The organism is Acinetobacter sp. IK40 (genome assembly GCF_035615075.1).
In the GTDB taxonomy this organism is placed as follows: domain Bacteria; phylum Pseudomonadota; class Gammaproteobacteria; order Pseudomonadales; family Moraxellaceae; genus Acinetobacter; species Acinetobacter courvalinii.
Map to the genome: position 1 here is coordinate 85,919 of NZ_JANBOE010000009.1, position 15,727 is coordinate 101,645.

15 protein-coding genes are annotated in these 15,727 nt (G+C 43.1%); 9 read left to right on the forward strand and 6 right to left on the reverse strand.

Features of this window, described 5'->3' with window-relative positions; genetic code table 11:
• The first annotated feature begins 72 nt into the window (after positions 1 to 72).
• Positions 73 to 570, forward strand: a complete 498-nt coding sequence (locus MSG93_RS15720; RefSeq protein WP_005283714.1) for a hypothetical protein — start codon at positions 73 to 75, stop codon at positions 568 to 570.
• A 56-nt stretch (positions 571 to 626) separates the two neighbouring features.
• On the opposite strand, the gene MSG93_RS15725 is transcribed toward MSG93_RS15720, so the two are convergent.
• On the reverse strand, positions 627 to 1,073 hold the full coding sequence (locus tag MSG93_RS15725; RefSeq protein WP_324622453.1) for a hypothetical protein: 447 nt from the start codon (positions 1,071 to 1,073) through the stop codon (positions 627 to 629).
• A 349-nt stretch (positions 1,074 to 1,422) separates the two neighbouring features.
• Here MSG93_RS15725 and metG point away from each other — a divergent pair, with 349 nt between their 5' ends.
• The 3 genes from metG (at position 1,423) to MSG93_RS15740 (ending at position 5,161) form a co-directional block, all read left to right on the forward strand.
• A complete protein-coding gene (gene metG / locus MSG93_RS15730; protein ID WP_324622454.1) occupies positions 1,423 to 3,480 on the forward strand; it encodes a methionine--tRNA ligase in 2,058 nt (685 codons plus the stop codon).
• A 71-nt stretch (positions 3,481 to 3,551) separates the two neighbouring features.
• Positions 3,552 to 3,995 carry a hypothetical protein gene (locus MSG93_RS15735; protein WP_324622455.1) on the forward strand — a complete coding sequence of 148 codons (444 nt, stop codon included), beginning with the start codon at positions 3,552 to 3,554 and terminating at the stop codon, positions 3,993 to 3,995.
• Between the two features lie 194 nt (positions 3,996 to 4,189).
• Positions 4,190 to 5,161, forward strand: coding sequence for an MBL fold metallo-hydrolase (locus MSG93_RS15740; protein WP_324622456.1), 972 nt, complete (start codon positions 4,190 to 4,192; stop codon positions 5,159 to 5,161).
• Between the two features lie 62 nt (positions 5,162 to 5,223).
• Here the strand turns inward: MSG93_RS15740 and MSG93_RS15745 are convergent, their stop codons facing one another.
• The 3 genes from MSG93_RS15745 to MSG93_RS15755 form a co-directional block, all read right to left on the reverse strand.
• Entirely contained in the window at positions 5,224 to 5,847 is a 624-nt protein-coding gene (locus MSG93_RS15745; RefSeq protein WP_005228946.1) for a LysE family translocator, read from the reverse strand.
• A gap of 140 nt (positions 5,848 to 5,987) precedes the next feature.
• Complete coding sequence (locus tag MSG93_RS15750; RefSeq protein ID WP_324622458.1) at positions 5,988 to 6,749, reverse strand: class I SAM-dependent methyltransferase; 762 nt, start codon at positions 6,747 to 6,749, stop codon at positions 5,988 to 5,990.
• A 96-nt stretch (positions 6,750 to 6,845) separates the two neighbouring features.
• The gene (locus MSG93_RS15755; protein ID WP_005283696.1) at positions 6,846 to 7,526 is read right to left on the reverse strand and encodes a DUF1345 domain-containing protein; all 681 of its coding nucleotides are present in this window, start codon (positions 7,524 to 7,526) and stop codon (positions 6,846 to 6,848) included.
• A 185-nt stretch (positions 7,527 to 7,711) separates the two neighbouring features.
• On the opposite strand from MSG93_RS15755, the gene MSG93_RS15760 reads away from it, so the two are divergent.
• From MSG93_RS15760 to MSG93_RS15780, 5 genes are all read left to right on the forward strand, one after another.
• Entirely contained in the window at positions 7,712 to 8,260 is a 549-nt protein-coding gene (locus tag MSG93_RS15760) for a TetR/AcrR family transcriptional regulator (protein ID WP_005228943.1), read from the forward strand.
• A 13-nt stretch (positions 8,261 to 8,273) separates the two neighbouring features.
• On the forward strand, positions 8,274 to 9,920 hold the full coding sequence (locus tag MSG93_RS15765) for an MFS transporter (RefSeq protein WP_199949666.1): 1,647 nt from the start codon (positions 8,274 to 8,276) through the stop codon (positions 9,918 to 9,920).
• Positions 9,921 to 10,045: 125 nt separating this feature from the next.
• Complete coding sequence (locus tag MSG93_RS15770) at positions 10,046 to 11,113, forward strand: HlyD family secretion protein (protein WP_420714320.1); 1,068 nt, start codon at positions 10,046 to 10,048, stop codon at positions 11,111 to 11,113.
• Between the two features lie 65 nt (positions 11,114 to 11,178).
• Positions 11,179 to 12,051, forward strand: coding sequence for a 1-aminocyclopropane-1-carboxylate deaminase/D-cysteine desulfhydrase (locus MSG93_RS15775; protein WP_324622460.1), 873 nt, complete (start codon positions 11,179 to 11,181; stop codon positions 12,049 to 12,051).
• A gap of 55 nt (positions 12,052 to 12,106) precedes the next feature.
• On the forward strand, positions 12,107 to 13,303 hold the full coding sequence (locus MSG93_RS15780; RefSeq protein ID WP_324622461.1) for an NAD(P)/FAD-dependent oxidoreductase: 1,197 nt from the start codon (positions 12,107 to 12,109) through the stop codon (positions 13,301 to 13,303).
• 46 nt (positions 13,304 to 13,349) lie between these two features.
• Here the strand turns inward: MSG93_RS15780 and MSG93_RS15785 are convergent, their stop codons facing one another.
• Together MSG93_RS15785 and MSG93_RS15790 are read right to left on the reverse strand one after the other, a co-directional pair.
• On the reverse strand, positions 13,350 to 13,529 hold the full coding sequence (locus MSG93_RS15785) for a hypothetical protein (RefSeq protein ID WP_005228938.1): 180 nt from the start codon (positions 13,527 to 13,529) through the stop codon (positions 13,350 to 13,352).
• Between the two features lie 277 nt (positions 13,530 to 13,806).
• A complete protein-coding gene (locus tag MSG93_RS15790) occupies positions 13,807 to 15,504 on the reverse strand; it encodes a mechanosensitive ion channel (RefSeq protein WP_324622462.1) in 1,698 nt (565 codons plus the stop codon).
• Positions 15,505 to 15,727 lie beyond the last annotated feature (223 nt).

A 15,727-nucleotide genomic window follows, 5' to 3' on the forward strand; every position in this document is an offset into this window, starting at 1 on the left:
AATATAAGGAGATAGATCGGATATACTGCTGAAAATATCTCAATCATAGACCTTGTCGTCAAAATTGCCTATATGAATGAAAATGAACTTCTAGAAATTCAACAGGAACTTCAGGCCCAAGAAAAACGCTTGAAGTACATTGTTTCAAGTAAAAGAAGAATCCAAAACATGATTCTGTCTTTTGAAAAGGATTTGGCTGAACAGTTAATTCCGGTTATTGATCACATCAGTGATGATAAAGCGCCGGTTGAAAGCAGTTTGGCGCTGACCATTTGCTGGAAATTTTCGAAAGCCGAGTTTCCTAAAACGGAACATTGGTGCAGCGAACTGAGCATTACTGACCTTGAAATCAAAGATCAATTTACTGTGGTGTTAAAAGCACAGGCATGGTTAGGCACATTGGGCAGTGATGAGCTTTGGCAAACGCCGATGTTTGCTGAGATTACCCTTGATCCGAAAACGGACGGCTTAAAAAGCTATTTCATCCATTTCCTGTCTAAAGGAAAAGTCATTTCGTTAAGAAAGAACTCCAAGCACAGCATCACAGTCAAGCAAATGCAAAGTATGTAATCCTTCGGGATGCATACTCTATGCTTTTTAAAGTAAAAATCTCAGATTTTGGTTCTCTAATTTTTAAATATATTTGCAATTATAAATCCTAATATCAATGGTAATAATATAACCATAAATAAGAAAATAGACGTCATAAATAACTCTAAATTAAAATCTGGAAGCCCCCATACAACAATAAAACTAATGACATACCCTCCTAGTAAAAATCCAACGCCTTTTAGCAACTGAGATATGTCGATTAACTTTTTTGGATGTCGTAAAAAATAATAACTAATAAAATAAAGAAAGCTATGCCAACCAATTAAAACTGGCGTGAACATGATGATTGCAGCAACACCTCTAAGAACCCCATTAGAAAGTTCTTGAGGTGAAAAATCCTGTTCATAAATCAAAAATCCCCAAACAAAAAACACGATACTGAGCGTTGCAACTGTGCCCGAAATCACTGAACGGATACACCACCAGACAAAAGAAGTCTGCTCGCCATGATAATTTTTCATCTATTTCTCTTTTTATTTAATATAAATATTAATCACTTACACAAATACCTGACAAAGCAAGCATGTAAAATTTATTATAAGATAGATTGAGATAATCATCTTCAAATAACATCATAAATGCTAAATATTAGTTCAATTTAGATGACCTATAGAACAAGATCATAGAGAGAAAAAGCAAAGCCCATCCAGAAGTTATATCGTTAATTCTAGGGCAAATGAAGCCTGTATAAAGCCGTCAAAATTGCCTCCGAACCTAGCTTGAAAAGATTTCACTGAATCCCTTGTGCAAGTCGGGGGCAAGTCATGTAAAATCATCTGCCTTGCAAATACGAATGAGAGAACAATATCCGTGCGTAAAATTTTAGTCACCAATGCCCTACCTTATGCCAATGGTCCTATCCATATGGGTCACTTACTCGGTTATATCCAAGCAGATATTTGGGTTCGTGCGATGCGTGCAATGGGCCATGATGTGACTTATGTATGTGCGGATGATGCTCACGGTACCGCGATCATGCTGCGTGCTGAAGCCAATGGCATTAGCCCGGAACAGCAAATTGCCAATGTTCAGAAAGAACATATCCGTGACTTTGATGGTTTTGGCGTACATTTCGATCACTATGATTCAACCAACAGTGATGAAAACAAAGCGCGTTCAGAAGAGATTTATATTAAAAACCGTGAAGCAGGCAATATTGCAATTCGTCCTGTTACCCAGTTATTCGACCCTGAAAAAGGCATGTTCCTGTCTGACCGTTTCATTAAAGGCACATGCCCGAAATGTAAAGCCGAAGATCAATACGGCGATGCCTGTGAAGTGTGCGGTACAACCTATAATGCCACTGAACTGGAAAACCCGCGCTCAACCTTAAGTGGTGCAACCCCTGTTGAGAAATCATCAGATCACTACTTCTTTAAACTTCCGAATTTTTCAGAATACTTACAGAAATGGACCCGTGACCAAGGTCGTCTGCCAGTTTCAATTGCCAATAAATTAGACGAATGGTTTGAAGCAGGTTTATCGGATTGGGATATTTCGCGTGATGCGCCTTATTTCGGTTTTGAAATTCCAGATGCGCCAAACAAATATTTCTACGTTTGGGTCGATGCACCGATTGGTTATATGTCGAGTTTTGAAAACTACATCAAAACTAAACGTCCAGATCTCAGCTTCGATGATTTCTGGAAAAAAGACAGCGATAAAGAAGTTTATCACTTCATCGGTAAAGACATTGTTTACTTCCATGCCCTGTTCTGGCCGGCAATGCTTGAAGGAGCCAATTACCGCACTCCATCAGGTTTATTCGTAAATGGGTTCTTAACCGTGAATGGTCAGAAGATGTCGAAGTCTCGCGGTACATTCATCAAAGCTGAAACTTATTTACAGCACTTGAATCCTGAATATTTACGTTATTACTTTGCATCTAAGCTGTCTGACAAAGTTGAAGATTCAGATTTGAACCTGGATGACTTCGTTCAGAAGGTGAATTCTGACCTTGTGGGTAAAGTGGTGAATATTGCCAGTCGTTGTGCAAAATTCATTAACAGCAACTTTAATAATACCTTGTCGAATACATGTGCAGAATCTGAACTGGTGCAAAGCTTTATTAATGCAGGCGATTCAATCGCACAAGCCTATGAAGCACGTGAATTCTCAGCAGCAATCCGTGAAATCATGGCGTTGGCTGACCGTGCCAATCAGTATATTGATGAGAAAAAGCCGTGGGCACTTGCCAAGCAAGAAGGTCAGGAACAACAAGTTCATGACGTGTGTTCGGTGGGGATTAACCTGTTCCGTCAACTTGCGATTTACTTGGCTCCTGTATTGCCAACGCTTGCTGCACAAGTTCAAGCCTTCTTACAACTTGAAAGCTTCGACTTTGCATCACGTCAGCAGATCTTGCTTGGTCATGAAATTGCTCAATTCCAACCATTGATGCAGCGTGTTGATGCCAAAGCGGTTGCTGCCATGGTGGATGCATCTAAAGATTCTTTGGCTGCGGCGGCAGAAGCGCCAAAAGCAGAGAAGAAAAAAGAAAAGAAAGCCGAGAAGAAGCCTGAGCCAAAAGTAGGTGAAGCTGACATCATTGGTATTGAAGATTTCATGAAAATTGATCTTCGTGTAGCAAAAGTATTAGAAGCTGCAACTGTTGAGGGTTCTGATAAATTGCTGCAATTGACTTTGGATGTCGGTGAAGCTGAACCGCGTAATGTGTTTAGTGGTATTCGTGAATTTTATCAGCCAGAAGACCTAAAAGACAAATTGGTGGTGATGGTGGCTAACCTTGCACCGCGTAAGATGCGTTTTGGTATTTCTAACGGTATGGTACTTGCCGCAGGTAATGGCGAAGGTGTTTGGGTAATTTCTCCTGAATCTGGCGCTAAACCAGGCGATAAAGTGTCTTAATTTATAAAATATCAAGGGCTTCTTCGGAAGCCCTTTTATATTATTTTTAATTAAATCAAATAAAGCTCAAAATGAATAAAAACAACTCAGAAACAACCACATTTACACGTTATGGTTCAACTATTGGAACATTTATCATTGTAATCAGTTTCCATATCTTGATTTATCTAGACCATCCAATCCGTTTTTTACAAAGTCTAATCACACCCAGTATAGTTATTCCTATGCTTTGCTTAATGTTAATTGCGATCGCAGTCGGATATGTTGTTGGCTACATTCCTGCCTATATTACAGGTGAGTTATTTTTACATATATTCAAAGATAAGTTAGTAAATGCAAATCTATACCAAGCCATCGCTTACGGTTGTTTTACTAGTTTATTATGGGCACCTCTTTTATTACTACTTTCACAATTTTCTCACGAATGGTTGCTGACTTTTTTATATCTACAATTTGTTTTAATCCTGCCAATTACGACTATTTGTGCCGTTATTGAATGGAAAAAATCAAGATAATAGTTAATACTTTTAATCAAATAAATTCTCTCAAACTAAATACAGGCTGTACCTTTCTTCCAGCCCAAGCGTAACTACAAACAATAAAGCAATCGGAGATTATAGTATTTTTTCGATAATGATTATTCCCTTTTAAAGAATAGATATCCGTGCTAAAAAGTAGACAATTCAATTAAATTTGAGAATATTTATAAATGAAAAGAATAGTTGCTTTGGCTTTATTAAGTTCATACTTCCCGCTACTCAGCCATGCAGAAACTAGCAAAACGCTGCCAGTCATTGAACCACAAAAACAGGTAGCAGGCTTCTATCAACACCAAGTAGGCGATGTGCAAATCACTGCCCTGCTCGATGGCACTAACTTTATGTCACCAAGCCTGTTTAAAGATATTTCACCGCAACAAGTCCAACAAATTCTGAAAAAGCACTACGCAGACCAAGACAAAGGAGTGCAAACCTCCATCAATGCTTTCCTCGTCAATACAGGAAAATCACTGGTACTTGTCGATAGCGGTGCAGCCAGTTGTTTTGGCCCACATTTAGGTTCAATCCTGAAAAATCTGGTTGCTTCGGGTTATAAACCTGAACAGGTTGATACTATTTTATTGACACATTTACACCCTGACCATGTTTGCGGCATTAGTAAAGATGGCGTTGCTAACTTTCCCAATGCAACCGTGTATGTCTCGAATGATGAAGCCAGTTACTGGTTAGATCCCAAACAGGCAGCCAAGCTTCCAAAAGACAAACAAGCGGGTTATGAAGCAACGGTGAAGCAAATTAAACAGGCGATTGCACCTTATCAAGCCAAGCAACGCTTTAAAACTTATAAACTCGGTGATGATATTCAGGGCTTTAAAGTCATTAACACGGCGGGACATACTCCAGGCCACTTTAGTTATGAACTCAAAAGCAAAGGCGAAAGCGTGGTCTTTATTGGCGATATTGTGCATTCACATACCGTGCAATTTGATCAACCTAAAACTGCTATTGAATACGATATTGATCCGAAAAAAGCAGTGGCAACCCGTTTAAAACAGTTTGCTGATTTCGCCAAGAATGGACAAACCATTGCCGCCCCACATTTACCCTTCCCGGGGATTGGACATATTTATTCTGCTGATGGGAAGAGCTATCAATGGATGCCGGTGCATTTTAAAGATTAAGCTGAATACGCTGATTCTAGGCAATAAAAAAAGCGACCTTTGTGGTCGCTTTTTCTATGGCATTATTTCATGCCAAAAATCAGTTTTAATCCCAACAGCGTCATCACACCGCCTGCGATACGGTCAAACACGGATTTGGATTTTAAATAGACTTTGCGTGGCCCTTCTGCTGACAAGGCAACCGCCACCAGCGAATACCAACCTGCGTCAATAAAGAAGCACAACATCGGTAACACCACATAGTAGTAGCTTGGGATATCTTTCGGTAATAAGGCCGTGAAAATACTGGCCAAGATAATGGCAATTTTCGGGTTACTGAGCTGGGTAATCAGCCCTAAACGAAAGGCTTGTGCATAGCTCATCTGATTCACAGTACCATTGACTGCTTCCATTGGCTCTTTGGCATGCTTGATAATTTTATACGCCAGCCAAAGTAAATACAGGCCGCCAAATACTTTTAAAGCGATATAGGCAGAAGGCACAGCCAATAAAATTGCCTGTAAGCCCATGACTGCCAGCAAACCAAACAAGGCTGCCCCCGTGCCTGTACCTAAAGCGGTAAATAGGCCATGTTTACGTGAAATCGCAATTGAATTCTTCGCCACATAAATAAATGTAGGGCCCGGGCTAATCGCCCCTAACATTAAGGCCAACGCAATTGAGCCTAAAATCAATAACGATTCCAAGATAACCTCTAGATTAGAATAATTTTCAAGCAATGATTTTACTTAAAAACTGGATCAAGGTGATAGATAAATTTTGAGTTGTCCTCTTATTTTTCACGCTTGAACATAATATTTTTGAGCCTATTCTTTTTAAATAAAACTTAAGCCCGACTCAAGACCAGATACATCACTTCACTACGAAATGAGCCATCGGCCTGAATCTGATAATATTGGCGTGTCTGATCGGAAACTTTGTGCTGCAAATCCCGTATGGTCTGGACTGCATAATCAGGCGTTTGCATCCGTTCTGTCCAGCTCTGAAACTCTAACTCTAAATACTGTTTTTCAACACATTCGATTCGAAATCCTGCGCATTCAGCAAAGTGCATCCATTCTTGCAAACTATAATTGCGCACATGACTTGGATCGCGAATACTTTCAATCATCTGAAAGAAGGTATCCATGACGGGATTCGAATGCCCTAAAATATCCACCATAATCACCTTGCCTTGTGGCGCCAATACACGGCTAATTTCCGCCATCGCCTGTGCCACGTTCTGCCAGTGATGCGCTGAATAACGGCTAATGATGCAATCAAAACTTTGATCGGCAAAAGGCAGTGCCTCGGCAGCCCCTTGTACGGCCATGACATGATCAAAGCCCTTTTGCTGGGCCTGCTGAGCCACCAGTTCGACCATCGATGGTGTTAAGTCGTAGGCAGTCACCTGATCTACAAACGGCGCAACCTGATAACTGACATGCCCACCGCCACAGCCCAAATCCAGTACTGTTTTAAATTGATGTGACTGTATCAACTGCTGCATTTTCTGAAATTCAATCCCCTGCGCATGCACGCTACTGGTTAAATAGGCCTGAGATTTATCCTGATATTGCTGTTGATTGACTTGATGCTGGGTGGTCATATTCTTATCCTTGCTGTGTCTGATTCTCTTTACAATAGACAGCTAAAATCAAAAATAAAAATGATCAATTTTAATTTTATTGATAAAAATAAGTTATTAATTTAATCCGATTAAACTCGCCGCGACATTGATCGCAACCGCCAGAATCACGGTATTAAAGATAAAGGCCAGTACACAATGAAAGATATTTAAGTGTCTGAGTGCAGAACTGGTAATCGACACATCTGCTGTCTGAGCCGAGGTACCAATGATGTAGCTGAAATAAATAAAATCCAGATAGTCGGGTTGATCTGTTTTAGGAAAGTCCAGTCCTGCTTCTTCATGTCGACTTTTGGCCAGATAATAGTCATGGGCATAGTGAATCGCAAATAAAGTATGCAGCAATAACCAGGTTGAAAATATGGTGCCGATGGTCAGTAGAATCAGGGCGCTTTTTAAAATAGGAAAATCTTTCGGCACATGACTGAGCTGTACCACAATTGAAATAAAACAGACCACAATCGCAATCAATACCACTGTGAGGATCACCCACTTGCCTTCATCCTGTTGCCGGGCACGTTTTAAAATGTGTGTTGCATCTAGATGCCACATCATTTTCAGGGTCAGAAACAAATACAGCCAAATAGCAATATTCCAGCCTAACTGTAAACAGGTGGCCCATTTCCAGTCGGTAAAAAAGTGCAATGCCGCATAGATCAGCAACCCCAGACTAAAAGTTGCGGACAGGTAAGGACGATGTTTTATCCCTCTCGCAAAACCCTGTACAAATCCTTGCATGCTTCACCTGATTGTATTTTTTATTCATGATTCATTTCACTTTATTTTTTAACACTGTATGCACTTGGAAAAATATCTTCTACGATGGATTTTACCGAAAATAAACAAAATAAATTTTCGCTACATATTTACTTCGGACAAAAATGTCCGTTTAATTCACATTATATCTTCCACGAGTCTTGGTCATGGCAAAACGTCAGCAATTGGCGGCTCACAATCGTGATGAACTCCTCAACGCCGCAGAGGAAATTTTCCGCAAGCAAGGGGTTCATGTGCCTTTACAGGCCATCATTGATCATGCCGGTGTGGGACGGGCAACTTTTTATCGTAATTTTGCTGATCGTAAAGCCTTGATTGCAGCTTTGCTGGAACGGGCCATCACTCGTCTGGAGCAGAAGGCCAAAGAATTACGGGTCTTTAATGATGGCTTTATCCGTTTAATCGAAGGTCATATCGAACAGATTCCACAGCTGGTGGTGCTGATTGATTACTGGCGCATCATTGATCGTCAAGACCCAATCATGCTAAACATTTATGAACGACGGGATAAAGCATTACAACCGCTGATTGATCAGGCGATCCAACACCAGTTATGTCGTGCTGATCTTACCCCTCAGGATTTTGGTATGATCACCGCGATTTTGGGGTCCTCCTTTCAGGGACATCAGGCGAGCGACCAGCTACGGCTGGCGAAACGCGCAATAGAATTATTATTAAACGGCATTAAAGTGTAGTTCGAGGAAGAATATGGATAAAAACCCTCGCTATCTAGAGACTCCTCCGGATTGGTCTGCAGACGAGCGTCCAACCTTACCTGGCTCGCCTGCAGCGATTGCACATGCTCGCCCGAAACGTTTCGCCTACTTTGTTATTGGCCTGCTGATCTGTATTGCTGCCAGTCTCAGTAATGGCTTCATTGTTGCCAATTTACCGATTTTTCAGGGGGAATATGGATTAACCGCTTCACAAGCGGCCTGGCTCCCTGCGGCCTATGTCATGGCTAATGTCAGTTCAAACCTGATCCTGTTTAAGGCCCGTCAGCAATATGGCTTACGCTTGTTTTCAGAAATCGGGTTACTGGTTTTTATTGGCGTACTGATTCTGCACATCTTTGTCAAAACCTATGAAATGGCGCTCTTTGTCCGTTTCATTGCCGGTCTGGCCGCAGCTCCCCTCAGCTCGCTCGGCATGTATTACACCATGCAGGCCTTTGGCAAGGCCGATATGGCCAAAGGTATTTATCTGGCTTTTGGCTTTCAGCAATTGGGATTGCCATTGGCCTGGATTATTTCACCGTTCCTCCTCAGCGCAAACCAGTGGGATGTGATTTATACCTTTGAGCTGGGTCTGGCCATTTGCTGTTTTGCCATGGTGGTATCGCTCAAATTGCCACGCAGCTTGCGTCTGGAAGTGTTCGAGAAGCAGGACTTCTTTACCTTTGCGCTGTTGGCACCCGGCTTTGCCTGTCTGTGTATTGTCCTCACCCAAGGACCAATTCTATGGTGGTTCGATAGTCCGTGGCTGGCTTATACCCTGATCGTTGGCTTCTGTCTGATTGTGTTGGGTCTCACCTACGAACATTACCGGACCAATCCGCTAATCATGACCCGTTGGCTGGCGGCGGGTGATTTACTCAGTTTTGTGGTCAGTGCGTTTGCATTACGCCTGCTGATGTCAGAGCAAAGTTATGCGGCCGTGAATTTCCTGAAGACCATGGGCATGGGGCCAGACCAGTTCGTGCCGTTATATGTGGTGATCTTTTGCGGAACCATTGCCGGTTCGGTTTTTAGTGCCCTGACCTTCCACCGTGAACGATTAATTTTAAATTTATTCCTTGCTGAAATCCTGATTCTGATTGCCTGTGCACTGGATTATCACCTGACCAGTGATGTACGCCCGGCCAATTTCTATCGTAGTCAGTTTTTAGTGAGCTTTGCCGGTGGTGTGTTTATTGGGCCACTGTTGCTGATGGGCTTTATGCGGACCTTGCAACGGGGGCCGCAATATGTGGTGACCTTTATTGTCCTGTTCTCAGCGACGCAAAACTTTGGTGGTCTGGTCGGTTCATCATTCTTTAATACCTACCAGCAACACCATACCTATGATTATAAAGTCGAGATCAACAGCAATCTTGACCCGACCGATCCATTGGTGGCCCAACGCTTACAGGCTTATCAGCGCAGTGCCATGGCGAGTACCAATGATCCGGTCCTGCAAAATAATCAGGCCTTGCAAAACCTGAACAAAGTGGTAACCCGCGAAGCACAGGTTCGCGCCTATAACGATGTGATTGTCTTAAATGGCATTTTTGCTGTGGTTTTACTGCTATGGGGCTTATTTAAATATGTGCGTAACAAGTACATGACCCGAAAAAATCTGCAAGCAGCCAGTTAACCCTGATGGTATTTGATTGAGAAAACACTATGTCTGAACAAGATAAACCAGAAAACACCAACGCTCAGAACAACGGGCAAAACCAGACGGTTCCAGCTGAAAAGGCGCCAGAAGCGGTGGCTCAAATGCCACCGCCGCCTCCACCGCCGACCAGTAAGCTGATCAAGACCAAGCGTTCAACCTTATGGTGGATGCTGCTGGTGCTTATTGTCGGGATCACTATTATTTTATGGGCATGGCGAATCGGGCCATTCCACACGGCGATTGAACAGACCGACAACAGCTATGTGAAAGGTAAAACCACCATTCTTTCCTCACAGATTAATGGTTACATCAAGGATGTGCTGGTCAAGGACTTTGATCACGTCAAACAGGGTCAGGTACTCATGCATATTGATGCAACCACCTATGACCAGAAAGTGACTCAAGCTGTCTCTGGTGTAGAGCAGGCACAAAATAGTCTGGCCAATCAGACACAGGCCATTGCCCAGCGTCAGGCTGATGTGGCTGCGGCGCAGGCCAAAATGGATCAGGTCAAGGCACAATACGATTTATCCATCGCGCAACTCAAACGCTACCAACAACTTGGCGATAGTGGTGCGGCATCAAAATCAGAGCAGGATAAAGCAGCAGCCGATGCACAAAATAATCTTGCCTTGCTGAAACAGGCCCAAGCCAACATTAAGGTCGCGCAAGAAGCCTTAAAAACAGCGCAAGTGGCCCAAGCCGGTTTAAAGGCTCAGGTCAATAGTGCACAGGCACAACTGGATCAGGCCAATACCACCAAGGATTACAGTACCATTGTGGCACCGCTGGATGGTCAACTGGGCGAAGTCAATCCACGCGTGGGCCAGTACGTTGCTGCGGGTACACAATTGCTGTATTTAATTCCGCAACAAACCTGGGTGATTGCCAACTTTAAGGAAACCCAAATCGCCAATATGAAAATTGGTCAAAAAGCTTCTTTCACGGTAGACGCCCTGAATCATCAAAAATTCACCGGACAAGTCGAACAGATCTCGCCTGCGGCTGGCTCAGAATTTAGTGTACTAAAACCGGACAATGCAACCGGTAATTTCACCAAGGTGGTACAACGTATTGCGGTGCGGATCACCGTAGATCCGAATCAGCAAGGCATAGAAAATTTACGTCCCGGGATGTCGGTGATTACTTCGGTAGATACCAGTTCCTAAACGATACTGACATTCTCAATCAAATCCATTTACAATGTGGTCAAATTTATTGCTCTTGTTCGAAAATGTTTGATCACATTGCTTTTCCTACTCCCTATCAAACATTAGCGCTTCCCGGTACGGTCCAACTGACCATTAAGCGTCTGGACCAGATTCATCCCTACATTTCAGGCAATAAGTTTTTTAAGCTCAAATACAACCTGCTTGCCGCACAGCAACAAGGTCTGACACAAGTACTGACCTTTGGCGGTGCATTCTCCAACCACATTGCAGCAACCGCTTATGCTGCCCAGCACTTCGGTTTGCAAAGTATTGGCATGATTCGGGGTGAAGAGCTGGCTTTGCAATCCTTAAACCCTACCCTACAAACTGCACAAGATATGGGTATGCAGCTGCATTTTGTGAGTCGGGCCGAATATCGGCTGCGCCATGAAGCCGCGTATTTACAGCAATTACAACAGCGCTATCCGCAAGCATTGATTATTCCTGAAGGAGGCAGCAATGCACTGGCGCTAAAAGGAACACAGGAAATCTTAACTGAAGATGACCGCGAAAATTATGACGTGATTTGCTGTGCAGTCGGCACCGGTGGAACCATTGCCGGGCTGATTGAAAGCAGTTCCGATCGACAGCATGTGCTGGGCTTTTCTGCCTTAAAAGGGGATTTTTTGAAACAAGACATTCAACAATGGACCAATAAACAGAACTGGTCTTTAACTGATGCCTATTGTTGTGGTGGCTATGCCAAAACCAATCCAGCACTCCTGCACTTTATGCAACAGTTTGAACAGCAATACCGAATTCCTTTAGAACAGGTCTATACCGCCAAAATGATGATGGGTCTGTTTGACCTGATTCAGAGGCAGCATTTCCCAGAACATACCCGTATTCTGGCGATTCACACAGGGGGGTTACAAGGAAAATTGAAAACATACTAAAAGCTGCATAAATCTTTTATAATTGCCCGCTTTTCCGCTCTTGAGTATTTATCCCATGATTCATCAAGTTGATGTTGTTGTTTTAGGTGCAGGGGCATCAGGCTTGATGTTGGCTGCAGAAGCAGGCAAACGTGGGCGCTCGGTTGCTGTGCTGGAAAAAGCCAATAAAGTCGGTAAGAAGATTTTGATGTCTGGTGGCGGTAAATGCAACTTTACCAATCTGGAGGTCGAACCTGCGAACTATCTTTCTGAAAATCCACATTTCGTCATTTCTGCCCTGACCCGTTATACCAACTGGGATTTTATTGGTCTGGTATGCGAATACGGGATTGAATATGAAGAGCGCAAGCACGGTCAGCTGTTTACCTTGAAAGGATCAAAAGAAATCCTGGAACTGTTACTGGCAGAATGTGCGAAAGCCAAGCGTGTACAGATTCAGACACATTGCGAAGTCCTGCAAGTCAAGGCACAAGCAGAGTCAGGTTTTAGCATTGAAACCAGTCAAGGGACTTATCAGTGTGAATCACTGGTGGTGGCCACAGGTGGCTTGTCTATTCCAACTTTAGGCGGTTCAGGCTTTGGTTATGAGCTGGCACAGCAGTTCGGGCATCATGTTTACCCGACCCGTGCAGGTCTGGTTCCGTTTACCTTTTCTGACCAGTTTAAAGAAGTAACGACACGTCTAAGTGGTAATGCACTGGATGCAACGCTAATGAATGAACGTCATCAATTCACCGAAGCCTTACTGTTTACCCATCGCGGACTTAGCGGCCCAAGTTCCTTGCAACTTTCCAACTACTGGCATGTCGGTGAAAGCTTTAAAATTGATTTATTCCCAAGTCAGGACTTTGCTGAGTTTTTCAAGGACAAGAAAAAATCTCAACCCAAAGTACTGCTACGGACCCTACTTAGTGAATTTACCGCCAAAAGTATCGTGCTGGAATTGCAGCAATTGATCTGGGCGGAACACAGTGAAACTGCGATTGGCAATATCAGCGACCTGCAACTGGAACAGATTGCAGCACAACTCCATGCCTTCTCGGTCAAACCTTCTGGAACCGAAGGTTATCGCACAGCAGAAGTGACATTGGCTGGTGTCGACACCAGCGAAGTTTCATCCAAAACCATGGAAAGTAAAAAACAAAAAGGTCTCTATTTTATTGGCGAAGTACTGGATGTGACCGGACACTTGGGTGGTTATAACTTCCAGTGGGCATGGTCATCTGCACAGGCAGCAGCCCAATTCGTTTAAATAGGGTCTTGACGCAAACCACCTGCTTTTTCAGATGAATTAATACTTAATGTTGTTCATCTGAAGAATTAGCGGCTTCTGACGAAGGCATTTTCTGTGTTTTTTGCATTGACTTGTCTTTGCTTGGGCTTGATTTCGCCACCACAAATTTGTAGGCACTCGCCAAAAAACCGACAGTAATACCTGCAATAATAACTGGTGCAAATACACGATTTGGCCTCTTCATTCTGTTCTCCTATCGACTTTTTATTGAGAGACTAGGACGACTTGCTCTATAAATGAATTGCTTTTTAGGCCAAATTTTACTTCGACCACCTCAAATGCCCCATCCATACTTTCGACATCATTCAGGATTTAGGTCATTTCCCGTTCGGCGATATTAAGACGCTTATGTCTTAATATTGCTAATCTGGTTATAACCGAAGGCCCTTCCTACTCATAAAAAACAAAACGACCACCCTGTTTAGAGTGGTCGAATTGCTAAAAAAAATCAAAGATTATTTTTACGACTCATCCGAATAAGGCGGAGTCGGTGGAGTTGAGTTATCCGGAGTATTTGGTGACACTGGTGTTGGGCTCACTGGAGTTGTTGGTGAGGTAGGTGTCGGACTCACAGGATTAGTCGATGAAGCAGGTGTTGGACTCACAGGATTAACTGGAGACACTGGCGTTGGAGTCATAACATTGTTTGATCCAGCATCATCTTTGTGCAATGGGTTGGGTTGCTTCCCTTCTGTTTTTGCCTTGTCTAATAAATCACTTAACAGACGCTCTGCTGGCTGGCGACCGCCTAAACCGAACGCCAGAGCAAATGCGACAGCAACTGCACCCAGGGTTAAACCAAATGCCAGATTGACGATAGAATCGGCAATACCCATTGCTCTTAAGCCCATCGCAATCACAAGGCCCATAATTAAGACACGGACCAGATTACCTAACCAGCGTGAGCTATTATATTCGCCGCGCTGAACCACATTGGCAACAACATTCGCCAGCCAGAAGCCAATCACCAGAATTACCGCACCCAGCAGGATACTTGCACCGAACTGGATGAACATGGCAATCAGCACACTCACCTGTTCCAGACCCAAACGGTCAGCCGCTTCTGACACCGCAAACAGCATGGTGAAGAAAACGATCAGATAACCGACAATGTCAGAAACACGTGTTTGACCTAGAAAACGCTGTAGATCGAGTTTCGACGGGATTTCATCAACGCCTGCACCTGAAATCAGTTCAGCCACCAAGCGTCCAACAAAACGTGAAACGATATAAGCCACGATTAGAATCAGGCCTGCTGCAATAATTTGTGGAATTGCATGCATGATTTCATTCAGCATCGAGGTTGCCGGTTGCGAAATCGCCTCAATACCCAATGCTTCAAATGCCACAATTAAAGTGGTAATAATAATGACCGCAAAAACAAACGATCCTAAAAATTTCGAGACATTTGAATTTTTAAATAGACCGACTTTTTCAGCCTGAGCCTGTAAACCGAAGCTATTACTGAGACCTTCCACAATGCCACGGACAATCTTCGCAAGAATATATCCGACAAAGATAATCACACCTGTAATAAACAGATTCGGTAAATAAGCCACTGCTTCATTGACCATGTTCTGTACAGGAATCAGTAGACCTGTTAAACCCAGAATTGACAGTACAATCGGCAAGAACAGTAATAAAACCAACCAGTAGAAAATTTCGGCAATATTGCTGCTCAGTGAACTGACACCCACCTCGCCACTAAGTTTCTCATCCAGTTGGGTTCTTGCCAGAACATTGGTCAAGCCTGCACGTACCAGACGGGCAACGATCCAGCCGATAAAGCCGACTGCAACTGCAGCAAACAGATTCGGGATAAAGGCCAGAATACGCCCGACCATATTGCTGAATGGATCACTTACACCACTAATATTTAAAACATTTAATGCACCCACGACCGCCAGAATCATGATAAACCAGAACACCAGCTTGGAAATAAGATTCTCAATATTTGGGGTACGGCCAGTTGCAGACGACAATTTATGATTGGTATCAAGTTTTTGCAGTAATTTTTTCACGCCGGCAGCAATCAGCAACGCGATAACCCAGCCCACCAGCAGGATCACGATTGCAGCTAAAATAGGGTGAAATTGATCCCAATAATACATTGCGTCAAATCCTCCACGGTTGGAGGGGTCATTAAAAAAATCATTCATGTTGTTATCCTTATGTTGTGTTTTTCAGTTTTGGTCTAAACCACCCATGCTTGCTCTATGAACTAAGAACATGATTTATGGATGCTTCCACCATAATTTTTGTCTATTTTCCAATCAATAAATGGCAGCACTAATACAACAAAAAGTGCGCAAAATATTGCAAAAAAGCTCATTGATTCACACCAATGAGCTTTTTGAAGAATTAATTCTCGGTCTTAAAATA